At 65.9% G+C, this 23,850-nt stretch carries 26 protein-coding genes and 1 tRNA gene; 4 read left to right on the top strand and 23 right to left on the bottom strand.

The annotated features are described in order from the left end of the window. Positions 1-97: 97 nt before the first annotated feature. The 21 genes from AQZ52_RS08290 to rpsB form a co-directional block, all read right to left on the bottom strand. The gene (locus AQZ52_RS08290) at positions 98-790 is read right to left on the bottom strand and encodes a tetratricopeptide repeat protein (protein WP_067908344.1); all 693 of its coding nucleotides are present in this window, start codon (positions 788-790) and stop codon (positions 98-100) included. Beyond that, the gene (locus tag AQZ52_RS08285; RefSeq protein WP_067908341.1) at positions 787-1,203 is read right to left on the bottom strand and encodes a cytochrome c-type biogenesis protein; all 417 of its coding nucleotides are present in this window, start codon (positions 1,201-1,203) and stop codon (positions 787-789) included. Before AQZ52_RS08285 ends, AQZ52_RS08290 begins: the two co-directional genes overlap by 4 nt. Further along, positions 1,203-1,775 (bottom strand): DsbE family thiol:disulfide interchange protein, encoded by a 573-nt coding sequence (locus tag AQZ52_RS08280; RefSeq protein ID WP_067908337.1) that lies wholly within the window; start codon positions 1,773-1,775, stop codon positions 1,203-1,205. Before AQZ52_RS08280 ends, AQZ52_RS08285 begins: the two co-directional genes overlap by 1 nt. After that, positions 1,772-3,721, bottom strand: coding sequence for a heme lyase CcmF/NrfE family subunit (locus AQZ52_RS08275; protein WP_067908335.1), 1,950 nt, complete (start codon positions 3,719-3,721; stop codon positions 1,772-1,774). The genes AQZ52_RS08280 and AQZ52_RS08275 overlap by 4 nt, the downstream gene beginning before the upstream one ends. Further along, on the bottom strand, positions 3,718-4,173 hold the full coding sequence (ccmE, locus tag AQZ52_RS08270) for a cytochrome c maturation protein CcmE (protein ID WP_067908332.1): 456 nt from the start codon (positions 4,171-4,173) through the stop codon (positions 3,718-3,720). The genes AQZ52_RS08275 and ccmE overlap by 4 nt, the downstream gene beginning before the upstream one ends. After that, positions 4,170-4,325 carry a hypothetical protein gene (locus tag AQZ52_RS18745; protein WP_169793725.1) on the bottom strand — a complete coding sequence of 52 codons (156 nt, stop codon included), beginning with the start codon at positions 4,323-4,325 and terminating at the stop codon, positions 4,170-4,172. The genes ccmE and AQZ52_RS18745 overlap by 4 nt, the downstream gene beginning before the upstream one ends. Positions 4,326-4,335: 10 nt before the next feature. Further along, positions 4,336-5,064 (bottom strand): heme ABC transporter permease CcmC, encoded by a 729-nt coding sequence (ccmC, locus tag AQZ52_RS08265; RefSeq protein WP_067908329.1) that lies wholly within the window; start codon positions 5,062-5,064, stop codon positions 4,336-4,338. 148 nt (positions 5,065-5,212) lie between these two features. Beyond that, a tRNA-His gene (locus AQZ52_RS08260) sits at positions 5,213-5,289 on the bottom strand. A 373-nt stretch (positions 5,290-5,662) separates the two neighbouring features. Beyond that, positions 5,663-6,103 (bottom strand): MarR family winged helix-turn-helix transcriptional regulator, encoded by a 441-nt coding sequence (locus AQZ52_RS08255; RefSeq protein ID WP_067908326.1) that lies wholly within the window; start codon positions 6,101-6,103, stop codon positions 5,663-5,665. 125 nt (positions 6,104-6,228) lie between these two features. Beyond that, the gene (gene rpmE, locus AQZ52_RS08250; RefSeq protein ID WP_054123190.1) at positions 6,229-6,453 is read right to left on the bottom strand and encodes a 50S ribosomal protein L31; all 225 of its coding nucleotides are present in this window, start codon (positions 6,451-6,453) and stop codon (positions 6,229-6,231) included. Between the two features lie 178 nt (positions 6,454-6,631). After that, positions 6,632-7,120, bottom strand: coding sequence for a 3-hydroxyacyl-ACP dehydratase FabZ (gene fabZ, locus AQZ52_RS08245; RefSeq protein ID WP_067908323.1), 489 nt, complete (start codon positions 7,118-7,120; stop codon positions 6,632-6,634). A gap of 12 nt (positions 7,121-7,132) precedes the next feature. After that, positions 7,133-7,840: an OmpH family outer membrane protein gene (locus AQZ52_RS08240; protein ID WP_067908320.1), complete on the bottom strand. Its 708-nt coding sequence runs from the start codon at positions 7,838-7,840 to the stop codon at positions 7,133-7,135. After that, positions 7,840-10,506 carry an outer membrane protein assembly factor BamA gene (gene bamA / locus AQZ52_RS08235; protein WP_067908318.1) on the bottom strand — a complete coding sequence of 889 codons (2,667 nt, stop codon included), beginning with the start codon at positions 10,504-10,506 and terminating at the stop codon, positions 7,840-7,842. The genes AQZ52_RS08240 and bamA overlap by 1 nt, the downstream gene beginning before the upstream one ends. A gap of 277 nt (positions 10,507-10,783) precedes the next feature. Next, on the bottom strand, positions 10,784-11,866 hold the full coding sequence (gene rseP, locus AQZ52_RS08230; RefSeq protein WP_067909707.1) for an RIP metalloprotease RseP: 1,083 nt from the start codon (positions 11,864-11,866) through the stop codon (positions 10,784-10,786). A 38-nt stretch (positions 11,867-11,904) separates the two neighbouring features. Then, positions 11,905-13,062: a 1-deoxy-D-xylulose-5-phosphate reductoisomerase gene (locus AQZ52_RS08225; RefSeq protein ID WP_067908315.1), complete on the bottom strand. Its 1,158-nt coding sequence runs from the start codon at positions 13,060-13,062 to the stop codon at positions 11,905-11,907. Then, entirely contained in the window at positions 13,059-13,817 is a 759-nt protein-coding gene (locus AQZ52_RS08220) for a phosphatidate cytidylyltransferase (RefSeq protein WP_067908312.1), read from the bottom strand. The genes AQZ52_RS08225 and AQZ52_RS08220 overlap by 4 nt, the downstream gene beginning before the upstream one ends. Next, the gene (gene uppS, locus AQZ52_RS08215; protein ID WP_067909704.1) at positions 13,804-14,448 is read right to left on the bottom strand and encodes a polyprenyl diphosphate synthase; all 645 of its coding nucleotides are present in this window, start codon (positions 14,446-14,448) and stop codon (positions 13,804-13,806) included. Before uppS ends, AQZ52_RS08220 begins: the two co-directional genes overlap by 14 nt. Positions 14,449-14,534: 86 nt before the next feature. Continuing rightward, positions 14,535-15,092, bottom strand: a complete 558-nt coding sequence (frr, locus tag AQZ52_RS08210; protein WP_067908309.1) for a ribosome recycling factor — start codon at positions 15,090-15,092, stop codon at positions 14,535-14,537. Between the two features lie 17 nt (positions 15,093-15,109). Further along, positions 15,110-15,835 (bottom strand): UMP kinase, encoded by a 726-nt coding sequence (gene pyrH / locus AQZ52_RS08205; RefSeq protein WP_067908306.1) that lies wholly within the window; start codon positions 15,833-15,835, stop codon positions 15,110-15,112. Between the two features lie 171 nt (positions 15,836-16,006). Beyond that, complete coding sequence (gene tsf / locus AQZ52_RS08200) at positions 16,007-16,933, bottom strand: translation elongation factor Ts (RefSeq protein WP_067908304.1); 927 nt, start codon at positions 16,931-16,933, stop codon at positions 16,007-16,009. Between the two features lie 136 nt (positions 16,934-17,069). Then, positions 17,070-17,843 carry a 30S ribosomal protein S2 gene (gene rpsB, locus AQZ52_RS08195; RefSeq protein ID WP_067908301.1) on the bottom strand — a complete coding sequence of 258 codons (774 nt, stop codon included), beginning with the start codon at positions 17,841-17,843 and terminating at the stop codon, positions 17,070-17,072. 918 nt (positions 17,844-18,761) lie between these two features. On the opposite strand from rpsB, the gene AQZ52_RS08190 reads away from it, so the two are divergent. Further along, positions 18,762-19,061 (top strand): hypothetical protein, encoded by a 300-nt coding sequence (locus tag AQZ52_RS08190; RefSeq protein ID WP_067908298.1) that lies wholly within the window; start codon positions 18,762-18,764, stop codon positions 19,059-19,061. On the opposite strand, the gene AQZ52_RS08185 is transcribed toward AQZ52_RS08190, so the two are convergent. Together AQZ52_RS08185 and AQZ52_RS08180 are read right to left on the bottom strand one after the other, a co-directional pair. Next, on the bottom strand, positions 19,003-19,776 hold the full coding sequence (locus tag AQZ52_RS08185; protein WP_067909701.1) for a CDP-alcohol phosphatidyltransferase family protein: 774 nt from the start codon (positions 19,774-19,776) through the stop codon (positions 19,003-19,005). The two genes, AQZ52_RS08190 and AQZ52_RS08185, sit on opposite strands and share 59 nt — an antisense overlap. A gap of 101 nt (positions 19,777-19,877) precedes the next feature. Then, the gene (locus AQZ52_RS08180; RefSeq protein ID WP_067908295.1) at positions 19,878-20,627 is read right to left on the bottom strand and encodes a phosphatidylserine decarboxylase; all 750 of its coding nucleotides are present in this window, start codon (positions 20,625-20,627) and stop codon (positions 19,878-19,880) included. 428 nt (positions 20,628-21,055) lie between these two features. On the opposite strand from AQZ52_RS08180, the gene AQZ52_RS08175 reads away from it, so the two are divergent. The 3 genes from AQZ52_RS08175 (at position 21,056) to AQZ52_RS08165 (ending at position 23,734) form a co-directional block, all read left to right on the top strand. Continuing rightward, positions 21,056-22,057, top strand: a complete 1,002-nt coding sequence (locus AQZ52_RS08175; RefSeq protein ID WP_067908292.1) for a hypothetical protein — start codon at positions 21,056-21,058, stop codon at positions 22,055-22,057. A gap of 19 nt (positions 22,058-22,076) precedes the next feature. Next, positions 22,077-22,589: a DUF11 domain-containing protein gene (locus tag AQZ52_RS08170; RefSeq protein WP_067908289.1), complete on the top strand. Its 513-nt coding sequence runs from the start codon at positions 22,077-22,079 to the stop codon at positions 22,587-22,589. Between the two features lie 74 nt (positions 22,590-22,663). Then, positions 22,664-23,734: a DUF11 domain-containing protein gene (locus tag AQZ52_RS08165; protein WP_067908285.1), complete on the top strand. Its 1,071-nt coding sequence runs from the start codon at positions 22,664-22,666 to the stop codon at positions 23,732-23,734. The last annotated feature ends 116 nt before the right edge of the window (positions 23,735-23,850 follow it).

The raw sequence follows: 23,850 nt of genomic DNA, 5'->3' as shown, positions 1-23,850 counted from the left end.
CGGCGGCGCGCTTTAGCACTGCCCCATGGTGCCCGCAATGGGATGCACAGTCGTGTCAGTAGCGCCAAAAAGGGCAATAAACCCTTGGTTTCGAGGATTATTGCTGAGCCGGCTTGGCACCCGGAGGCGGCGCGGCCGGTGCGCCTGCCATCCCGCCCTGCATCCGGGCCTGTTCAGCGATCATCGAGTCGAGCTGCTGAAGCCGCGACTGGAGATCTGGGCGATACGGCGCATCGGCCGGAGAGCGGGCGAGCAGCTGCGCCCACAGCACGCGGGCTTCGGCGAGGCGGCCGGTTTGTGCGAGCGCAAGGCCCATGAAGAACGGCGGGCCGGGGTGATCGGGTGCGATGTTCGCCGCCTTCTGGAACGCGAACTGCGCCGCCGGGGTGATCACGCCTTCGGTATGGCCGACCAGCGCGTTGCCAAGCGCGACCCACAGGTCAGCGTCTTGCGGTGACTTCGCAATCGCCTTGCGCAGGACATCGGAGGCCGCGCCAAACTGGCCCTGCCGGGTGAGCGCATCGGCGAGGATCAGCCACGACTGGCCCTGCCCGAAGCCGGCGCCCATCTGCTGGCGCTCCTTGAGCAGCGTCTGATCCGTCAGCCTGGCGTTCTCGACCGGTGCCTGCGGGGCGCCGGGCTGTCCGGGATGGCCCTGCAGCGCATAGCCCGCAATGCCGAACAGCAGCGCGGCAGCAGTGATTTCCCAGCCGGTGCGCGGCAGCTTGAGCAGGAAGACCATGACACCGAGCACGACCAGCGCGATGACGAGAATGAGAACCCAGGTCATGCGCCCTTACTCCGGCGGAAGCGTCCGCGTAGCAGGAACGCCGCCAGCGCGAGGAACAGGAGCGGCGCGGCAAACAGCGGCCAGGTGATCGGCTTCACTTGCGGCGTGTAGCTGACGTAATCGCCATAGCGCTCGATAAGCCACTGGCGGATCGCTTCGGGATCCTCTCCGGCAGCAATGCGGGTGCGCACCTGGTGGCGCATGTCGCCCGCCATCGGCGCATCGGAATCGGCGATCGACTGGCTCTGGCACTTGAGGCAGCGCAGCGTTTCCATCAGCGCCTGCGCCTTGGCTTCCTGCCGGGGATCGGCCAGTTGCTTGTAGGCATAGGGCGCGGGCGGGAGCATGTCCTGCGCGGCGAGCGGCTGGGTCAGCGCGAAAAGTGCCAGGAGCGCGAGAAGCAGGCCGCGCATCACTCGCCCCCCCCTGCGGCTTCCGCCAGCTTGCGCAGGATCAGCGGCACGTCTTCGGGCCGGATATCGCCGATGTGCTGATAGCGGATGATCCCCTTGCCATCGACCACGAAGGTCTCGGGCACACCGGAGGAACCGATGGCGAGCTGGACCTGGCTCAAATCATCCTTGCCGATCCGCGCGAAGGGATTGCCGTATTGGCCGAGGAAGCGGGCGACGTCTTCCTTGCGGTCGCGGATGGCGACGCCGTCGATCTCGACACCCTGCTTGGCCAGCACGGCCAACTGTGGCGATTCCACGGCGCAGGGAACGCACCAGCTGGCGAAGACGTTGAGTAGGCGCGGCTTGCCGCCTTGCTCGAACACCTTGGTGGCAAGGCCGGGGCGCTCGTCGGTGGCGGGGGGCAGATCGAACGCGGGGAGCGGCTTGCCGATGAAGGCGCTCGAAACTTCACGGTCCGCCGGCCAGTAGAGGCCGACGAAGACCAGCGCGAGGAAGCCGGCGAACAGGCCGAGCGGGAGCCAGACGGCAAGGCCGGGGCGTTTGCTGGTGGGGGCGGATGCTTCGCTCATCGGCCCTGCCTTTCGCGGCGGAAGGCGATCTTGTCGATCGCCACCAGCCGCCGCACATCGCGCGCAACGCGGCCGAGCAGCGCAAGGAGGCCGCCCAGCGCGACGAGCGCGCCGCCATACCAGATCATCGGCACGAACGGCTTCCACCAGAAGCGCATCTGCCAGCGGCCGTCCTCACCCTCTTCGCCGAGCACCGCGTAGAGCTGGCCGTTCCAGCGGGTCAGCAGCGCGCTTTCGGTACGGTTGCCGGGCGGATTGGCGAAGGTGCGCGCCTGCGGGTGGAGCACGGTGCCCGCGCCACCAGCATAGCTCGCGGAAACCGTCGCCTCGAGCGCGGTCCAGTTGGGGCCGGCGACGGGGCCGATATCCTGCAGCGTCACCTTGAACGGACCGACCTGCTGGCTGTCGCCCGGGTTCATCGCGGCGAGGCGCTCGGTGGAGAAGGCACCCTCGCTCGCCATGCCGAACAGGGCGACGGCGATACCGAGGTGGCCGAGGACCATGCCGTAGATCGGCAGCGGGGTGCGGCGCAGATTGCGGCCGACAAGCGGCTGGACCGAGGCGACCGCAAGGCCCGGCGCGATGGCCAGGCCCAGCGCGGGGAGCAGATTGATCGGCGCGAACAGCAGTTCGACCGCGAGCAGCGCCGCCGCCGAAACCAGCGCGGGAACCGCGACCTGCCAGGTGATCCGCCCGCCCTTGTCCTCGCGCCAGCGCAGCACCGGGCCGACCGCCATGACGAGCATCATGGGAATCGCGAAGACCGCCGAGACGGGGTTGAAATAGGGCGGGCCGACCGAGACCTTTACGCCCATCGCTTCCGTCAGCAGCGGATAGAGCGTGCCGACGAGGACGATGCCGAGAATGCCGCAGAGCATCACGTTGTTGAACACGAGCGCGGATTCGCGGCTGAGCACGGCAAAGCGCGCGCCTTCGGTCACGGTGTTTGCGCGCAGGCCGAAGAGCAGCAGCGCGCCGCCGATGTAGATCGCCAGCAAGGCCAGGATGAACGTGCCGCGGGTGGGATCGACCGCGAAGGCGTGAACCGAGGTGAGGATGCCCGAGCGCACGAGGAAGGTGCCGACCATCGACATCGAGAACGCGACCACGCCGAGCATGACCGTCCAGGTGCGCAGCGCATTGCGCGCCGCGAGCACGCTGCACGAATGGAGCAGAGCGGTGGCGGCCAGCCACGGCATCAGCGAGGCGTTCTCGACCGGATCCCAGAACCACCAGCCGCCCCAGCCAAGCGTGTAATAGGCCCAGTAGGACCCGGCGGTGATGCCGAGCGTGAGGAAAATCCACGCCCCCAGCACCCAGGGGCGCATCGCGCGCGCGAAGGCCGGGCCGACATCGCGGGTGACGAGCGCGCCAACCGCAAAGCTGAACGCGATCGAGAGCCCGACATAGCCGACGTAGAGCGTGGGCGGGTGGAACGCGAGGCCGATATCCTGCAGCAGCGGATTGAGCCCGGCGCCTTCGGGGGCCGGTTCGGGCAGGCGCGTGAACGGGTTCGAGGCGAGCAGGAGGAAGGCATAGAAGCCGAGGCTGACGAAGGCCTGCCCGGCGAGCGTGGCGATCAGCGTTTCCTCGCGCAGGCGCTTTTCGATGAGCGCGACGAAGCCGCCGGCAAGGCTCATGATCGTCACCCACATCAGCATCGAGCCTTCGTGGTTGCCCCAGGTGCCGGCGAGCTTGAAGATGAAAGGCTTGGCAGAGTGGCTGTTTTCCGCGACGAGCTTGACCGAGAGGTCAGTCGTCAGAAACAGCGAGACCAGCGCGGCAAAGGCGCAGGCGACCAGCACGCCCTGCAGGATCGCGACAGGGCGGACGACGCCGGCCAGATGCGCGGTGGCCGGGCGCAGTGCCAGCGCGCCGGCCACAAGCTGCAGGACAGCGAGCGCCGCCGCCATCCACAGAACCGCAAGACCAAGTTCGGCGATCATTTCGTCTCCGCGATCACGGCCTTGGCTTCGGCCGTGCTCATGTTCTTCATTTCACGCGGGACATACTTCTCGTCATGCTTGGCGAGGAGATTGTCGGCCACGAAGGTGGGGCCTTCCAGGCGCCCTTCGGCCACGACGCCGGAGCCTTCGACGAAGAGATCGGGGGTGATGCCGGAGAAGCGGACAGGCACGCGGGCCTTGTCGTCCCTGACGATGAAATCGATCGTCACGCCGTCCGGCCGGGTCCGGATCGAGCCCTTTTCGACCATGCCGCCGAGGCGCACGGCGCGCCCTTGTTCGGGCGGCTTGGCGGCGAGTTCGCTCGGCAGGTAGAAATAGGCCGCCTGATTCTTCAGCGCATAGGCCGCAAGCAGCCCCGCGCCGATCAGCGCGACGAGCGCGACGACAATCAGCACGAGGCGCTGATGCTTGGGCTTTATCATCGTGTTCATGTACCGCGTTGCCCGGAATTGCGAGAGGCGTCCCTTCGCGCTTCCGCGCGCTTCATGGCCCAGAGGGTCCAGCCGACCAGCACCAGCGTGCCGATCACACCGATGGCGAGCGCCGCCATCACGAACTGCCACTGATCGAGTCTCTCGTGCATCGTGTGCCGCTTATGCCATCGCCTTGCGGCGCAGGCGCGCCTCGGTCTGGATATCGGCGAGCAGCATGCGCATGCGCGCCAGCACCAGTCCGCCGAAGATGAGGGTGAACCCCAGCGCCGCGATCAGCAACGGATAGAGGAAGGCCGCGTCGATGGACGACTTGCCGGCGGTGATCGACGGCGGCTGGTGCAGGCTGTTCCACCACACCACCGAACGGTTGATGATCGGGATATTGACCGCGCCGACGAGGCCGAAGATCGCCGTCACCCGGCTTGCCCCCTCGCCCGCCGCCGCATCGCGCTGCGCGGCACCGGCGAGCGCGATGTAGCCGAAATAGAGGAAGAGGAGGATGAGGAAGCTGGTGAGCCGGCCATCCCACACCCACCAGGTGCCCCAGGTCGGCCGCGCCCAGATCGAGCCCGTGGCGAGACAGATCGCGGTGAAAGCCGCGCCCGGTACCGCCGCCGCCCGTGCCGCGATGCCGGCCAGTGGATGGCGCCAGACCAGTTCCGTCAGGCTCGCGATCGCGATTGTCGACCAGCCGGCCATGCCGAGCCACGCCGAAGGCACATGGATGAAAAGGATGCGCACCGTCTGGCCCATCAGCCGGTCTGGCGGCACCATGAACAGGCCCCAGGCGAGCGCGCCGAAAGCGAGGACAAGTCCCGGGATCAACATAAGCGGCATCAACCAGCGCGCCATGCGCAGGAACCGGGCAGGATTGGCAAAGCCGTGCATGAGCGGGCAGGTACGTCCGTAACTTGGCGATACAGTCGATACTGTCCGCACTGGCATCTTCTCTGCCACCTGCCAGCAAGCGGGGCAAGGGGTTAGCAGGCGTAGACCTTGGTGCAGGTGCGCCCGCATGTTTCAGGAGGGGAGAAAATGGGGCGATCGATGGGGTTCGAACCCACGACCTCCGGTACCACAAACCGGCGCTCTAACCAACTGAGCTACGATCGCCACAGATCGACGCTGCGCCGACGCATCGGCACTGCGGAGGCGCGCTTTTGCAGAATGAGCGCGAAATGGGAAGCGGAATCTTGCAAGAGGCTGACCATGCGGCTGCATCGCCGGAATGTCACGCGCCGGCTGCGTCCTGTTTGCCTTCGTCACGCGCGAGCCTAGCGAAGCAATCCAGTGCCGACCAGGCGCTGCGTTCTGGATTGCTGGATCGCGCCCCCTCGCGGGTGCCCACGGCGGACAGGGATCCCACGCGCGCCGCGAACGAGGACCATCCCAGATAGCGCGCATTTGCCCGTAGAGTGCATCCGGGTCACGAGACCGTGGGGTAATGGCGATTGCCGTGTTACCGGCTGTTGCCGAAGAAGAAGCGCTATTCGTCGCTTTCCTGCGCCGCTGAACGCAGTGTCGGCAGAACCGTCAGCACTGTCTCGAGGTCCGCCGCGGCCAAGCGGTCCCGGAAGCGCGCCTCGTGGACGCCGATGCGCCGCCAGGCCTCGGCCGCGAGGTCCGCGCCCTTGTCCGTGACGCGCAGGGCAAGGCTGCGCCCATCGACGCGCGTACGCGCGACCAGGCCGCGCTCGATGAGGCGAGCAATGATCGGCACCATGTTGGCGCGCTTGATCGCAAGCGCCTCGCCCACTTCGCTTTGCGAGCAATCCGGGTTCTCGGCAATGACCAGCAGTGTGGTCACTTCTGCGGGGCGCATGTCGAAATCAGAAAGCGTGCGGACGAAATCCGTCATTAGCACCGCGGTTGCGCGGCGCATCTGGTAGCCTAACAGCTTGTCTAATGCGTTGGTCAGGACCGCCATACGCGCTCTTTCAACCGGCCGTGCCGCCAAGGCAAGGGCCCGATCCGCCTTGTTTCACGAAAAAGGGCGACCGAAGCCGCCCTTTTTGCACTGGATCGAACCTGGCGCTCACGTCCAGACCACGCTCACTTCTTGAGCGTGAGGCCGCCAAAGCGCTTGTTGAACTGCGCAACGCGACCGCCCTGATCGAGCTGACGGGTGCCGCCGGTCCACGCCGGGTGCGAAAGGGGATCGATTTCGAGCGCCATGGTGTCGCCTTCCTTGCCCCAGGTCGAACGGGTCTCGAACACGGTGCCGTCGGTCATCTGCACCTTGATCATGTGGTAGTCGGGGTGGGTATTGGCTTTCATGGGTCTTGGCTCCACAAGGCGAAGCCGGTTCCGACCGGCTTCAGGGGATCTCGGAAAGGCGCGCCGTTAAACGAAGCAGGCGGAATTGTCGAGATGAGTCTTTGTTTCGAGCGCTCCCGACCTCGGTCGGGAGCGGGCCGGTGCCGCAAGCCCTGGGCGGATGCCCAAGGCACACCGATCAGGAGTCCGCGATCATCGCGGTGAAGCTGACTTCGGTCGCGATCTTGTCCCCCAGCATGGCCTTGCCCGCAAACTTGCAGACGCGCGCGCGCTTCTGGGTGAATTCGACATGGAGATCGAGCAGGCAGCCCGGCTCCACCGGTGTGCGGAACTTCGCTTCCTCGATCGCCATGAAGTAGACGAGCTTGCCCGTACCGGCGAGGCCGAGCGATTCCACCGCGAGGACGCCGGCAGCCTGCGCCAGCGCTTCGATCTGGAGCACGCCCGGCATGATCGGTCGACCGGGGAAGTGGCCCTGGAAGAACTGCTCGTTCATCGAAACCGCCTTGATGGCGTGGATGCGTTCCCCCACCACCAGTTCGGCCACGCGGTCAACGAGCAGAAGGGGATAGCGGTGCGGAAGCGCCGCCATCACCCCCCGGATGTCCAGACTGAGCGGTGCAGCGACGGGAGCCGCTGCACCGGTTTCGGCAATATCCTCGCTCATTCCGTCAGGGCCTCAGCGGCCTTCGGGCTGCTTGCCCGCGGGTGCGGGGGCGGCCGGGGCGGCAGCGGCCTGGGCGGCAGCCTGCTGGGCAGCGGCTTCACGCTGTGCGCGCGGCATCCAGCCGGCGGGCGGCACGAGCTGCGCGCTCGGGATCAGGGCGTTGAGCTCGTTCAGGATGTCCTGATTGAGATTGTAGACCGCGTCCGCCTTCAGCACGCTCTGCGAATCGAGCACGAGCGTGATCTTGCGCTTTGTCATCGCGGCCTGGGTGGCGGCGGTCAGCTTGTCGCTGATCTGCTCGATGATGTACTGCTGCGCGATGTTGAGCGGCTCGGCCAGCTGCTGCATCTCGCGCTCGCCGGACTGCTCGATCTGCTGGATCTGGGCGGCCTGGGTGCGCAGCGCATTGGTGTCGGGCTTGGGCGCCTTCTGGTCCGCCTCGAACTTGTCGTAGAGCGGCTTGAGCTGCGCGGCGATCTGGTTGCGGCGGGTGTTCGCCGCGTCGATCTGCGCCTTGTAGGTGGTGGGCAGCTGGGCCATCGCGGTCTTGTAAGCCGCCGAGGCACCGACAACCGCCTGCGCGTTGGCATAGGCGATGCCGGGGGCGACGATGCCGCCTGGCGTGCTCTGTGCCGGGGCGGCAGCCGCCTGGGCCATGGCATTGGGCGCCGTGCCCAGCGCGAGGGCGGCGACGAAGGCCGCGAAGATACGGTTTTGCATCAGAACTGTGTTCCTACGTTGAAGTTGACTGTCTGGGGATTGTCGCCATCGACCTTGCTGAGGACCTTCGCCACGTCGATGCGAAACGGTCCGAACGGCGAGTTCCAGTTGACCCCGAAGCCGACCGAGATGCGCGGCTTCGGGCTGTCCCCAACAAAGGTCTCGTCGAACTTCTGGGCCACGTTGTTGGCCTTGCCGGCGGAGTCGGCGGCCGAGGTGGTGAGGCGGCCCGTGAGATTGTCCTGGTACAGGAGAGTGGTGCCGAAAACGGCAGGCTTTGCCACGCTGAACACCGCGCCCGCATCCACGAAGATCGAGGGCCTCAGACCCAGTTCGCGTGCACCGGAACCGAGCGGGATCTCGAGCTCGGCATGGCCCAGGTAGTAGTACTTGCCGCCCAGCGCGTCATCGACCCACTGGTTGCGGTCGGTGCTGGTCACGCCGCCGGTGCCGTCCTTGGGATCAAAGCCGCTGTAGAACTTGCGCAGCACACGCGGACCGACGCCGCGGATGTCGAAGCCGCGCAGCTGCGGCTGGCCGAGGAAGAAGCGGTCGGTCAGGCGCACGTCGTCGATCGTGGGATCGTTCGTGCGGTTGCCCAGCGACTTGATCGCGCCGCCCTCGCCGCGCAGCGAGAACACGAAGCCTTTGCCCAGCGCGAAATAGCGCGCGGCATTGGCACTGATACGGGCATAGCGCACCGAACCGCCGAGCCCGGCGAAATCGACGCCGACGACGAACTGCGTGCCGTTGGTCGGACGCATGCGGTTGTCGAGCGTATCGTAGACCACGCTGGCGCCGAGGATCGAGCTCGTCCGCTTGCCGATCGCATCGCACAGGTAGCGGCCCGCGAGGTAGATCGAGCACTGCAGATTGCCGTTGGCATCAGGCAGGTAATACGTGTCCTTGTCGAGCGTCACGTTCTCGAAGTTGAGCGTGTAGCGCCCGATCAGCGACATATACTCGGTCAGTGGCAGACCGGCGCGGACCTGAAAGCCGGTGGTCGACTGCTTGTAGGTCGTGTTGCGGTTCGCGTTGTAGAAGTTGAAGCTGTTGTAATCGCGGCGATAGACATCGACGCCCAGCGAGACGTTGCGATCGAACAGATACGGTTCGGTGAAGCTGAGCTGGACCGAGCGCGAGTAGCGCGAGTAATCGACGCTGGCGCCGATCGTCTGGCCGCGGCCGCGGAAGTTGTTCTGCTGGATCGAGGCCTGGAAGATGAAGCTCTCGAGGCTCGAGAAACCGGCCGAAAGCTGGAGCTGCCCGGTGGGCTTCTCTTCCACGTTGGCCTCGAGCACGATGCGGTCCTGTGCGCTGCCGGGCTTCTGCTCGACCTCGAACTTCTCCTGGAAGTAGCCGAGCGACTTGATGCGGTTCGAGGAACGCTTGATCTGGAACGAGTTGAACGCGTCACCCTCGGCCACGCGGAACTCGCGGCGGATCACCTTGTCCTGCGTCAGCGTGTTGCCGTTGACGTCGACCCGCTCGACATAGACGCGCGGTGCTTCCGCAATGCGGAAGGTGATCGACATCGTCAGATCGTCCTTGTTGCGGTTGAAGTCCGGCCGGACGTCCGCAAAGGCATACCCGAAGCTGCCCGCCGTCTCGGTCAGGCTGTCGACGGTATCCTCGACCTGCTTGGCATTGTACCACTGACCCGCCTTGAGCGGCAGGCGCTTGGCCAGCGCATCACCATCGAAATCGCGCAGCTGGCTATCGACCTTCACGTCGCCGAACTTGTAGCGCTGCCCTTCCTCGACCACGTAGGTGATGATGAAATCGCGCTTGTCGGGCGTCAGTTCGGCAACCGCAGAGACGACGCGGAAATCGGCGTAACCGTTAGTGAGATAGAACTGGCGCAGCTTCTGCTGGTCGAACGCGAGGCGATCGGGATCGTAGCTGGTGCCGCTGGAGAACACGCGGAACACGCGCGCCTGCTTGGTCACCATCTCGGCGCGCAGCTGGCCGGCATCGAACTTCGTGTTGCCGATGATGTTGATCTGGCGAACGCGCGACTTCGGCCCCTCGCTGATCTCGAACACGATATCGACGCGGTTCTGATCGAGCATGACCATCTTGGGCTCGATCGAGGCGGCGAAGCGGCCCTGCCGCTTGTACAGCTCGATGATCCGCGCGACATCGGCGCGGACCTTGGAACGGGTGAAGATCTGCCGCGCCGAAAGTTTGATTTCGGGCAGGATCTTGTCTTCCTTCAGGCGCTTGTTGCCCTCGAGAATGATCCGGTTGACGACCGGGTTTTCCTTCACCTCGATCACCACGTCGCCGCCGTTGTCGCGCAGCTGCACGTCGGCGAAGAGTTCGGTGGCGTAGAGGTCCTTCAGCACCTGGTCGGCGGCGGCCTGGCTGTACTTGTCGCCTTCCTTGAGGCGGATGTACGAGCGGATCGTATCAGCCTCGAGCCGCTGCGCCCCCGAAATGGTGATCGAACGGACGAGTTCGACTGGCGCAGGAGCCGGAGCCGCGACAGGCGCAGCTGCCGGAGCAGCCGCTGCAGCAGGGGCCGGAGTCGGGGCCGCAGGGGCAGCAGCAGGTTTGGCAGGCGGACGGCGGGTCTGCGCATCGGCCGCGGCCGGCAGGCCGGCGAGGCAGGTTGTTGCCGCGAGCGCCGCGAGCGTGGCGGCCAGTCTGGTCTGACCGGTCATGCGCCGCGCGGCCCGAGGCAAGTTGCAAGCATTCATCACCAAGCGCCATCCCGTCTTTTCGTGCGGCAAGCCGGCTCTGGCCGGATCGCCTGCGCACCGCGCTGCGCGACGGCAACAGTCCGTCACGCCCCGCGATGCCGCCTCCTGCCCGATGAAGGCCTGCCAATCAAGCAAGCTCACCGCAGCAGACCGTAATTGCCCCGCATTTTGTGGAAAATCCGGCTTCCCCCACCGTCCGCCGATACAGCGCGGACGGAACCGGTCGACACAGGTCTCCTCACCCTCCGAATACGCGCAAGGATGCCACGTCGTTGAAGGTCACGAACAGCATCAGCGCGACGACCAGAGCAAGCCCTGTGCGGAAGGCCCATTCCTGCCCGCGCTGGCTGACCGGCCGGCGGCTGACCGCCTCGATCGCGTAGAACGCGAGGTGACCGCCATCGAGTACCGGAATTGGCAAGAGGTTGATGAACCCGAGGTTAATCGAGATGAGCGCGATGAACCAGACATAGTTCGCCCAGCCCGAGACGAGCTGCTCGCCCGAATACTTGGCGATCTTGATCGGCCCGCCAAGTTCCTTGATCTCGCGCTTGCCGGTCACGATCTGGCCAATGCCGGTGATCATCATGCCCATGATGTCGCGCGTCTGGATGACGGCATCACCCACGGACTCGATGGGGCCGACCGCCACGCGCTGCGCGGTCGCGGGGCCAATGCCGAGATAACCGATCTTCTGCGTGTTGCCGAAACGGTCGGTCACTTCCTTGTAGGCGGCGACCGCCGGCAGCGCGATGCGCCGCCCGCCCCGCTCGACCACGAGATCGAGCGGTTCGCCCGGATGCTGCGCAACGGCGAGGCGGATCTGCAGGAAGCTGTCGATCGGCGAGCCCTGCAGCGAGACAATGCGGTCTCCCAGCGCGACACCGGCTTTCGCGGCGGCCGAGCCTTCCTGCACCATGCCGACAACCGGCGGCACCACGATCTTGCCGTAGGCCATGGTGAACCCGGCCAGGATGGCGACGGCGAGGAGGAGATTGGTGAGCGGCCCGGCCAGTACGATCAGCGCACGCTGCCATACCGGCTTGGCCTGGAATGTCTGTTCGCGCTCTTCGGCGGGCAGCGCCAGCCATTCGGCGCTCGGCGTGCTGGCGGGGTTCATGTCGCCCGCGAACTGGACATAGCCGCCCAGCGGCAGCGCGGAGAGCTTCCAGCGGGTGCCGCGCCGGTCGGTCCAGCCGGCCACTTCCTTGCCGAAACCGATGGAGAAGCTGTCCGCCTTCACGCCGAACACGCGGCCCATGAGGTAGTGGCCCAGTTCGTGGATGAACACGAGCGGCCCCAGCACCAGCACGAAGGCCAGCACGGTGAGCAGGATACCCGGACTTTGCACGGCAGCGTTCAGGACACGGACTCCATCATCTCGGCAGCGCGGATGCGGGCTTCGCGGTCCACGGCGATCACTTCCTCAAGCGTCACCGGGGGCTGCGGCACGCCGCGCGCCAGCACATCCTCGGCACATTGCACGATGCGGGTGAACGCGATCTGACCGGCGAGGAAGGCGGCCACCGCGATCTCGTTCGCGGCGTTGAGTACCGCAGGGGCCGCGCCGCCAGCAATCACCGCGTCGCGCGCGACGCGGGTGGCAGGGAAGCGCTGCTCGTCGGGCTTGAAGAAGCTCAGGTTGCCGATGGCGGCCAGATCGAGCGGCGCACAGGGCGTGTCCATCCGCGCCGGCCAGGCCAGCGCCGAAGCGATGGGCACGCGCATGTCCGACGGGCCGAGCTGTGCCAGGGTGGAGCCATCGCGGTATTCGACCATCGAATGGACGATCGACTGCGGGTGGATCACGATGCGCAGCCGCTCCACCCCCACCGGGAACAGATGATAGGCCTCGATGAATTCGAGGCCCTTGTTCATCATGGTGGCCGAATCCACGCTGATCTTGGCCCCCATCGACCAGGTGGGATGCTTCACCGCCTCGGCCGGCGTGGCGCGCTGGATGCGCTCCATCTCCCATTCGCGGAACGGGCCGCCGCTTGCCGTCAGCGTGATCGCGTGGACATGCGCGGGATCGTTGCCGGCAAGGCACTGGAAGATCGCGTTGTGCTCGCTGTCGACCGGCAGCAGCGTGGCCCCGGTGCGCTTCACCGCCGCCGTCATCACCTCGCCCGCGGAAACGAGCGCCTCTTTGTTCGCGAGCGCGACGGCCTTGCCGCATTCGATCGCGGCCATCGTGGGCGCCAGACCTGCACAGCCGACGATCGCGGCCATGGTGATATCCGCGCCGCGCGCGGCGGCCTCGACCACCGCCGCAGCGCCGCCTGCCGCCTCGATGCCGCTGCCGGAGAGCGCACCGCGCAATTCCGGCAGGGCCGCTTCATCGGCGACAACAGCGATTTCCGCGCCGAATTCGCGCGCCAGCGCGGCAAGCTGCCCGGCATTGCCATTGGCGGTAAGCGCGACAACGCGGAACATGTCGCGGTTGCGCCGCACCAGATCCAGCGTGGACGCGCCGACCGAACCCGTTGCGCCCAGAATTGTAATCGTGCGCGTCATGCGCCTCCTGCTCCCGCGCCTGCTGCCCCGAAGGCAGCCCACGCTGTTCCTGCTATGATGGCGACCGGCAGCAGCCCGTCAACCCGGTCGAACAAGCCGCCATGCCCCGGAATGAGGCGGCCACTGTCCTTCACCCCGGCGCGACGCTTGAGCCAGCTTTCGTAGAAATCGCCCGCCTGCGCCGCAATCGCCAGCCCTGCGCCCGCCAGCGCCGCCATGCCGAGGCGCGTGGTGCGGAACGCTTCGGCGATGCTCGGTCCGGTCGGACTCATGGCCGAAAGCACATAGCCGATGAAGAGGATGAACAGGCTGGCCCAGAGCGCCGCGGCAGCCATGCCGCCGGCAAGACCGGCCCAGGTCTTGGACGGACTGATGGAGGGCGCGATTCTGGGTCCGCCGATGGCCCGGCCGGCGAAGTAGGCTCCGGTATCGGTGCTGATGACAAGGCCGAGCACCGCAATCAGCAGCACTTGCGGCATTACGATCAGCGCAAAGGCGGCCCAGCCGATATAGAGCCCGCCGGTGATCACGGCGGTTACCATCCGCGCCGGATCAGGCGCTATCTTCGCCGCGAGCGAAACATATTCGGCAAAAACGCCGAAGCCGACGAGCGCGATGAAGCCCTTGAGAACCAGCCCGCCCTGCCACAGCGCGAAGCCCGCGACAGCCAGCATGACGAGCGCCGAGGCCACACGCACCGGCAGATCGCTGCGCGGCGCGGTGGCAGGGGTCGAAGCGGGCTCAGCGCCCTCCATAGCGGCGCTCGCGGGTGGCGTAATGGTCGAGCGCCTCGCGCAGGTGGCCGGGCGTGAAATCGGGCCAGAGTACGTCGGTGAACCACATCTCGGCGTAAGCCGCCTGCCACAGCAGGAAATTCGAGAGCCGGATCTCGCCGGACGTGCGGATCAGCAGATCGAGCGGGGGCATGTCGGCGGTATCAAGCTCGGCCTCTATCGCCTCGACCGTTACCGCGCCCTTGGCCGCCGCCGCCGCCGCGGCACGGGCGATTTCCTGCTGCGAGCCATAGTTGAGCGCGATCGCCAGCGTGGTGCTGCGCCCCTGCGCGGTGCGCGCCAGCGCATCCTCGATCAACTCGACAATATCGGCGGGCAGCATCTTGTAATCGCCGATGATCTTCAGGCGCACGTCGTTCGCGGCAAATTCGTCGATATCGCTGCGGATGAACGCACGCAGCAGGCCCATGAGGTCGGAAATCTCGTCCTCGGGCCGCTTCCAGTTCTCGGACGAGAAGGCATAGAGCGTGAGCGCCTCAAGGCCCATGTGGCGCGCCGCGCGCACCACTTCGCGCACCGCATCGACGCCGCGCTTGTGGCCGACAGCGCGGGGCAGGAAGCGCTTCTTCGCCCAGCGTCCGTTGCCATCCATGATGATCGCGACATGACGCGCCGGGCCGGTATAGCCGCCGGGCTGACCGGCGACCGCATCGTCCCCTCGAGGCGCCGCAGCCGGACTCACTTGCCGAGGATTTCCTTTTCCTTCTGCGCACTGACCTCGTCTGCAGCCTTGATCTGCTCGTCGGTCAGCTTCTGCAGTTCGGTCTCCAGCCGCTTGCGCTCGTCCTCCGAGATTTCCTTCTTGTTCTCGTCGGTCTTGAGCGCGTCCATCCCGTCGCGGCGGACGTTGCGGATCGCGATCTTGGCCTTCTCGGAATACTGCGAAGCGAGCTTGGCGAGCTCCTTGCGGCGCTCCTCGGTCAGGTCCGGGATCGGCAGGCGCAGCGTGTTGCCATCGTTGATCGGATTGAGCCCCAGCCCGGCCGAACGGATCGCCTTCTCGACGGGACCGATGTTCGACTTGTCCCATACCTGCACCGTCAGCATCCGCGGCTCGGGCGCGGAAACCGTGGCCACCTGGTTGAGCGGCGTGTTCGCACCATAGACGGTGACGGTGATCGGATCGAGCAGCGCCGTGTTGGCGCGACCCGTGCGCAGGCCCGAAAGATCGCTCCTGAGCGATTCCACAGCGCCCTTCATGCGGCGTTCGAGATCGGCCTTGTCATACTTGGCCATGATTCGAGCTTCCTTCTCTAAACACTTGTTTTAGTGACGATTGTCTGCGTTCCCTGCCCTGCCAGAACGCGGGCAAGATTGCCGCGCTCGCGGATCGAGAACACAACGATCGGGATCGCATTGTCGCGGCAAAGCGCCACGGCGGAAGCATCCATAACCTTCAGGTTATCTGCCAGAACCGTGTCGTAATCGACTGTTTCGTAACGCTTTGCTGAAGCATTCTTCTTGGGGTCGTCATCGTAGACGCCGTCGACGCTGGTGCCTTTGAACAGGGCATCGCACTTCATCTCGGCCGCGCGCAGCGCCGCCCCGGAATCGGTGGTGAAATAAGGGGCGCCCACGCCCGCCGCGAAGATCACCACGCGGCCCTTCTGGAGGTGCCGTTCGGCGCGGCGGCGGATCACTGGTTCGCAGACCTCGTCCATCTGGATAGCCGACTGCACGCGGGTTTCAACGCCGATCTTTTCCAGCGCGCTCTGCATCGCCAGCGCGTTCATGATCGTGGCGAGCATGCCCATGTAATCGGCCTGCGCCCGGTCCATGCCCTTGGCTGCCCCCGCCATGCCGCGAAAGATATTGCCGCCCCCGATCACGAGGCACAGCTCGAGCCCGGTATCGCGCGCCGCCTTCAGCTCCTCGGCCATCTGGCCCACGAAATCGGTATCGATACCGAAGGGCTGGCTTCCCATCAGCACTTCGCCCGAGAGCTTCAGAAGCACGCGCTTGAGGGGAGGAAGGCTCATTGTTCGGAAGAACTCGTCATGGAAAAGGCGCCGCCCTTATACGCCAGGGGCAGCGCGTGCCAAGGGCGCGGCTCAGTGTTGTCCGCAGCCACCGGCAATGCAGGCCGGGGCAGCGCGTCCGGCAGCCGTGACGCCTCCCGCCGGGCGGGAGGCGTCACTGGCCCTTGCCGCTTACTTGATGCCGGCTGCCGCCGCGACTTCAGCCGCGAAGTCGGTCTCGGCCTTTTCGATGCCTTCACCGAGCTGGAAGCGGACGTAGTCGGTCAGCGTGATCTTGTGGCCGGCCGCCTTGCCAGCCGCCTCGACGACCTGCGCGATGGGGGTCTTGTTGTCGATCACGAAGAGCTGGCTGAGCAGCGCGTTGTCCTTCGCGTACTTGGCGACCGCGCCATCGACCATCTTGGCCTGGACTTCGGCGGGCTTGCCACTTTCAGCGGCCTTCTCGGCCGCGATCTTGCGCTCGCGCGCGATCGTCTCGGGATCGAGATCCTCGGCCTTCAGCGCCAGCGGGAACGCGGCGGCGATGTGCATCGCGATCTGCTTGCCGAGCGGCTCGAGCACGTCGGCACCGGCCTGCGATTCCAGCGCGACGAGCACGCCGATCTTGCCGAGGGCCGGGGCAGCGGCATTGTGCATGTAGGGCACGACGAGGCCCGACGAGACCGCGACGGTCTTCATGCGGCGAACCTGCTGGTTCTCGCCGATCGTGGCGACGTTGTTGGTCAGCTTGTCGGCCACCGTGCCGCCATCCGGATAGGCGGCCGCCTTGAGGGCGTCGACGTCGTCAGCCGACAGCGTCAGCGCGACTTCGGTGGTCTTGCGCACGAAGTCCTGGAACTGCTCGTTCTTGGCGACGAAGTCGGTTTCCGAGTTCACTTCCACGGCCACGCCGCGGGTGCCCGAAACAGCAACGCCGACAAGGCCTTCAGCGGCCGTGCGGCTCGACTTCTTGGCGACAGCAGCAAGGCCCTTGGCGCGCAGGGCGTCGACCGCGGCTTCGAAATCGCCACCGGTCTCGTCCAGCGCCTTCTTGCAATCCATCATGCCTGCGCCGGTGCGCTCGCGCAGGTTCTTCACGTCAGCGGCGGTATAGGCCATTGCGGTGATCCTTCTTGTCTCGTGAATACGGGTTAGGCCGCAGCCCGGTCATAACTCCCTGGCGCGGCCCGTAGTGGGTGTCCGGGTCAGTTCGGTGACGGTCCCTTGACGAAGACCGTCACCGAAACTGGCAAGATCAGGCGTCAGCCTGCTCGGTGGCCTCGATCGCTTCCTCGGGAAGCGGCTCGTCCATCGCGCCGAGATCGGCGCCCGAGGCGATCGCCGCATCGCGGCCGCCACGGGTCGCGGCAGCGGCAATGGCCTCGCAGTAGAGGCGGATGGCGCGGCTGGCGTCATCGTTCGCCGGAACCGGGAACGCGATGCCGTCGGGCGAAACGTTCGAATCGAGGATCGCCACGACCGGGATACCGAGAACGTTGGCTTCCTTGATCGCAAGCTCTTCCTTGTTGGCGTCGATCACGAACATCACGTCGGGAATGCCGCCCATGTCGCGAATGCCGCCGAGCGAGAGCTCGAACTTGTCACGCTCGCGGGTGAGCTGGAGCACTTCCTTCTTGGTGAGGCCGGTCGTGTCGCCCGAAAGCTGCTCTTCCAGCGCCTTGAAGCGCTTGATCGAGCCCGAGATGGTCTTCCAGTTGGTGAGCATGCCGCCCAGCCAGCGATGGTTGACATAGTGCTGGCCCGAAGCGCGCGCGGCCTGGGCGATCGGCTCCTGCGCCTGACGCTTGGTGCCGACGAACAGGACCTTGCCGCCGCCCTGGACGGTGGCCGAAACGAACTCGAGCGCGCGAGCGAAGAGCGGCACGGTCTGCGAGAGGTCGAGGATGTGGATACCGTTGCGGGCGCCGAAGATGTACGGCTTCATCCGCGGGTTCCAGCGGTGGGTCTGGTGGCCGAAGTGTGCGCCGGCCTCGATCAATTGCTGCATGGTGACGACGGGAGCCGCCATAGGTCATTCCTTTCCGGTTCAGCCTCTGGAATGCAGGAACCGCTGGCGGGAGGAACCCCAGCGCGGCACCGGTATATGCGCATTCCATGTGGATTGCCGCGCCCTGCCCCGAACCCCATGTCCGAATCGGAAACGCTGCGAGTGGGCCGTTAGCGCCGCATCACCACCACGTCTACCGTCAAATGCCGGCCCGGGACATCGCACCGATCCGCGCCATGCCAATCATGGCCGCGCGAGGAGCGAAGAAAGCGTCAATATGGACTGACATGTGTCCAATAGGTAATGAATACTAGTTGTAAAACTATTTGGACATGCCCATAAGGGCAGGCGACGGCAAACACCGCCAATCGCGAAATTCCCCGGCATTTTCAAGTTGCCCCGGATCAAGCGCGGTTCACCTGGCTTTCAGCTCCCCCAAGCGGATCTTGTGGAGCGCCTACCAGTTCAGTGCCGAAACTGCTGATGCCGATACTTCGGGCCACCACTGTGTAGCCCAGCACGATTGCACGCCATTATTGTGATTGGCCGCAGACCCAGCGGCCATGCCGGCCGCGCACCCATGCGGCCTAGGCGGTCGCGCCCCGACCAGGCGCCCTCCCAGACCGCCACCGCGGTCCCCGCGCCCCCCGCGCGCGGGGACCGCCATCCGGCGCGTAACCGATCGGCACCCCGAGACCGAAGAAGCCTGACCTGCGCTGCCCGCTTGTGCCAGCGCGCGTTCACAGCAAACGCCTGAATTCCTGCGCCGAAAATTTTTGGAATGCCAAGCTCGAATCAGCTTGACGCATCGGAACAAAAAGAGAACAATCCACCCATAGACGGGAACGACTTGGACATTCCGATTCTGTCCCGAGGTTATCCACAGGGTACCCACCGCTTGTCAAGCGGTCGGTCCACGGTTCGAAAGACATCTTTGCCATGTCCATGATCCCTTTTGTCGCCTCGCTTGTCATGGTCAGCGCCGCCGGCATGGCTCTCGCAGCGATCGCGATCACGGTGCGCGCCCAGCTTCCAGCCCTGCGCCAGCTGATCGCGGATTCGCGCGCGCTGGCTACCGACCGGGAGTTCCTCGTCCAGATCACCGCCACGGCGACACCTGCCGCGCCGCGGGTAGCCGAAGGTGCCGCCATGCGGCCACGCCGCCCAGCGGTCCGGCTGGTCAAGGCGCCGGTTGCGGCTCCGGCTTCGACTGGCCAGCGCCTGCGCGCTGCCGCATGATCCGGCGATAGCGCCACAGGCCCGCCGGCATGAGCGCAAGATACAAGGCGCAGACGCCGACGAGTGTGAACCATGGCTCGGTCATCAATGCGACAGTGAGCATGCCTGCCAGCGCGATCACCTCGAGCCGGATTGCTCGGCGCGGCCGCAGCGCTCCCCAACCCAGCGTTGGCAGATTGGATATCATCAGAAACGCTATTAGCAGCGCCCACGGTCCAACCACGAAGGGCGCGCGCATCCATTCGATGCCGCTGGCGAACCAGAGATAAAGCGGCAGAAAGGCAAGACCCGCCCCGACAGGAGCGGGCACCCCGGTCATGAAGCCCGCCGACTTGTGCGGCTGGCCGGGCAGATCGATCGACGCATTGAACCGCGCGAGGCGCAGCGCGCAGGCAACGGCCAGCGCCAGGGCGGCAAACCAGCCGAACCGCGGCACCGCACTTAGCGACCACAGATAGAGAATCAGCGCCGGTCCGACCCCGAACGCAATCGCATCGGAGAGGCTGTCGAGCTCAGCCCCAAAGCGCGACTGCGCCTTCATCAACCGCGCGACGCGCCCGTCGATCCCGTCGAGAAAGCCAGCCAGCAGAACGGCCAGCACGGCGGAATGGAAATCTCCGCCGATTGCGAAGCGGATTCCGGTGAGGCCACTGCAGAGCGCGGCAGAAGTTATGGCGTTGGGTACCAGGGCGCGCAGGGTAAGCCCGCGCGGCAAGCGGCGGCGACCGAAGTCCTCGCCCGAATATTCGCGATAGGCTTTGTCTGCCGCCCCTTCCCTCGCTGCACTGCGCGGCCTGCCCGGCGGCGGCAGCTCGCTCACTGGCGCACGCCCTCGATCACCGGGCTCTGGCCCAGCACAGCAAGCACCGTCTCACCGGCAACCACGCGCTGGCCGATCAGCACGCGCGGTTCAGTGCCGGCAGGCAGGTAGACATCGACCCGGCTGCCGAACCGGATGAGGCCCACGCGCTGGCCACCTGCGACGATATCCCCCGCCTTGACAAACGGGACGATGCGCCGCGCGACAAGGCCGGCAATCTGCGTGAAACCCACCCGCACGCCGTCGCTCCGCTCGACCACGAAGTGCTGACGCTCGTTTTCCTCGCTCGCCTTGTCGAGATCGGCGTTGAGGAACTTGCCGGGAATGTAGACCACCCGCCGGATCGTGCCGCCGATCGGCGTGCGGTTCACGTGCACGTCGAACACCGACATGAAGATCGAGACCCGCGTAACGGGCACCTCGGCGAGGGCGGGAAGGCCGCTGCCGTCGTCCGCTGTCATCTCGCGCGGGGGGAGCACCGTGCAGATCTGGGTGATGAGGCCATCGGCAGGCGCGACTATGAAGCTGTCGTCGCGCGGTGTCACCCGCTCCGGATCGCGGAAGAAGGCGAGCACCCCCAGGGTCAGAAAGGCCAAGGGCCAGCCGACCAGCGAACCGCCCAGCAACGCACCGGCAATACACAGCGCCCCGGCGATCGCGCCGAACATGCGACCTTCCGGATGGATGGCGGGCCAAGTGAACCCGGCCGTGCCGCGCCCACGATTGTCTAGAATTTCTCCCGGCATAGCGCCCCTCTAGGCCCGAGCGCGCGCGGCGACAAGCACCCAGAGTCCCCGATCGCCGTCCTGCGGATACGTTCGCCCCGCACCAGCGACCGCGCTGGTGGTTGGCAAGGGGTTTCGGCGAGGCATCATCGGATTTACCTTCAAACGGCGACGATCGTCACCGTTGCGGACTCAATTAAAAAATTTTTTTCAGAGCATCCGGGCGGATACGCAGCCTTCGCGACGGTAAGGATTGCTTCCGCGCCATCTCCGGGCAATTCGAAAAGTCACCTTAAATCAGCAGGATATGCTGATCTCCTGCAGCGCGACCTAACGAATGTTGGTTACGCTCTTGCCGAACGCCTGTAACGCAGAGCCGCGCAAATTCACGGCTCGAGCCATTTTCGCCCTTACGCGTTGTTAACCACGCCGGGTGGAAAGGGCCACGTATGAATACGTACCTCACTCCCCTCCGCCGGGCTGCGGGCATCGCTGGATGCTCGATCGTCGCCCTGTCCCTCACCGCTCCTCTCGCGCAGACTGCGCATGCCACCGGCGTGCTCGCGGGCACGCTGATCGAGAACACCGCCACCGCGACATACGAGACCGGCGCAGGCACCGGCTCGGTCACCTCGAACAAGGTGACCGTGAAGGTCGACGAACTGCTTGATGTGGCAGTGTCCACGCTGAGCACCGCGCCGGCAACGGCCACGAGCGCGCCCGCCGTGCTCGTCTATTCTGTGACCAACAGCGGCAACGGCCCAGAGGCGTTCAACCTCGCCGCGGATCCCAAGGTTTCGGGCAATGCCTTCGACGGCACGATCAAGTCGCTCGCGCTCGATAGCAACAACAACGGCGTCTATGATCCCGGCGTCGATACCCTGCTGACCGCCGGCGCACTGGCGACGCCTGTGCTGGCACCGGACAAGAGCGTGAAGGTCTTCGTGCTCGTGACGCTGCCTGCCGGCGCAGCCGACGCGCAGACCAGCCAGGTGCGCCTCACCGCCACAGCGCAGACCGGCACTGGCACGCCCGGCACCAGTTTTACCGGCAAGGGCGAAGGCGGCGGCGATGCCGTTGTGGGCCTGACCACGGCATCAGCAAACTCGCTGGCCGGCCTGGTTGCCAGCCTTGCCAACCTCACGCTGACCAAATCGGCCACGATCCTCGATCCGTTCGGCACGGCCAAGCCTGTGCCCGGTGCAGTCGTCACCTATTCGCTTGCGGCCAAGGTGTCCGGAAGCGGCTCGCTCGACGGGCTGCATGTGATCGACACCATCCCCGATGGCACGACCTACGTGCCCGGTTCGCTCAAGCTCGATGCTGCAGCCCTCACCGATGCGGCCGATGGCGATGCCGGTGTCGGCGGTGCGAGCGGCATCGACGTGACTCTCGGCAAGATTGCCGGCGGCACCACCAAGACCGTCGTTTTCGCCGTCAAGATCAACTGATCAATCAGGGAAGCCAACCATGAACGTGTCCATCCTCGTCAAGTCCCTCGCCGGATCGATTGCCATGATGGCCATGGCGAGCCCCGCCTTGGCGGCGGCTCAGGCCACACCGGCTGCCAGCGCCCAGGCTCCCGCAGCCGTATCGCTGAAGATCGACGTCATGATCGAGAAGACCGTGACCGAAAATGGCGTGAGCAAGGTGCAGCTGGTCGACCCCAAGGTCGTCGTGCCCGGCGACAAGCTGGTCTACACCCTGCGCTATCACAATGCGGGCGGCCTGCCTGCGGTCAACTACGTGATGACCAACCCGCTGCCTTCAGCCGTCCTGCTCGCGCCCGACGGCGCGCCCGGCACCGATGTCTCGGTCGATGGCGGCAAGACCTGGGGCAAGCTCGACGCGCTCAAGGTGACAGCCACCGATGGCAGCCCGCGGGCCGCCGCAGCAGCCGATGTCACACACATCCGCTGGACCATTGCCCAGATCGCCCCAGGCGCTTCGGGCGAGGTCCAATATCATGGAATCGTTCGCTAATGTAGCGGAACGGGGGGTCGCAGGGCCTGCGAGCGACCGGAATATTCGCAGGCAACCCAGTGGAGCATAAGAAAATGACGTATCGCAGCAAACTGCTGGGTGCGGCGGGCGTCTGCGCCCTTGCCGCTCTCGGCGCAAACCCGGCCCATGCGGCCGGAACCACGGCCGGTTCGACCATCACCAACACCGTGTCGGTCGCCTTCCAGGTCGGTGGCATCAGCCAGACTGGCACCAGCGCGTCTGACACGCTGACGGTCGACCGCCGCGTCCAACTCACCGTTGCCGAAGTGGGCACCACCACGACGACCGTGACGCCGGGCGCAGTGAACCAGGTGACGGCCTTCACGGTGGTCAACACCTCGAACGCCCCGCTCGACCTCGCGCTCGCGGCGGCGCAGCAGGTGGGCGGCGCCGGTGCGCACTCGAACACCGACACGTTCGACGTGACCAACGTGCGCATCTTCCGCGACGTGAACAACAACGGCACTTATGAAGCGGGCACCGATACGGCGGTGACTTTCCTCGACGAAGTGGCCGCTGACGCTTCGGTGCAGGTGCTCGTCGTCTCCGACGTGCCACTGGGCCAGGCCAATGGCGCGGTGGCCGCGGTCACCCTGACGGCGACCGGCCGCGAAGCCGGCGGCGTTGGCAGCCTCGGTGCGGCGCTGGTCCAGACCACGGGTGCCAACACCTCGGGTATGGATACGGTGTTCGCGGATGGCGCGGGTGCGACCGACTCGGCGCGTGACGCTGCGTTCTCGGCCAAGGACGACTACACCGTCTCGGCCGCGACGCTCAGCGCGATCAAGTCCTCGCGTATCATCAGCGATCCGATCAACGGGTCGACCAACCCGAAGATGATCCCCGGTGCAACGATCCAGTATTGCATCGCGATCAGCAACGCCTCGGGCAGCGCCACGGCGACTTCGATCACCGTGAATGACCCTATCCCGGCGAACCTGACCTACGATTCGACGTTCGGCGTGAAGACCAACGGCACGGCCACGATCGCCAGCGGCGTCGCGACGTGCGCGGCCGACACGACCGGCACGGGCACGATGGCCTCCAACACGGTCAGCGGCACCCTTGCTTCGGTTGCCGGCGGTGAAACCAAGACGGTGGTGTTCCAGGCCACAATCAATTGAGCGGGGCCTAGGCGGCCACCCCTCAAGGCATTGAGGTCTTCGGGAACTGTGGCGGTGGCGACCCTGGGGGAACGCCACCGCCCCACCCTTCTTTTGTCCTGAAAACAAAGAACAAA

Origin of the sequence: Novosphingobium fuchskuhlense (assembly GCF_001519075.1) — a bacterium.
In the GTDB taxonomy this organism is placed as follows: Bacteria; Pseudomonadota; Alphaproteobacteria; order Sphingomonadales; family Sphingomonadaceae; genus Novosphingobium; species Novosphingobium fuchskuhlense.
Note: the sequence above shows the minus strand (reverse complement) of the source record. Positions and strands in the feature narration are given on the sequence as shown.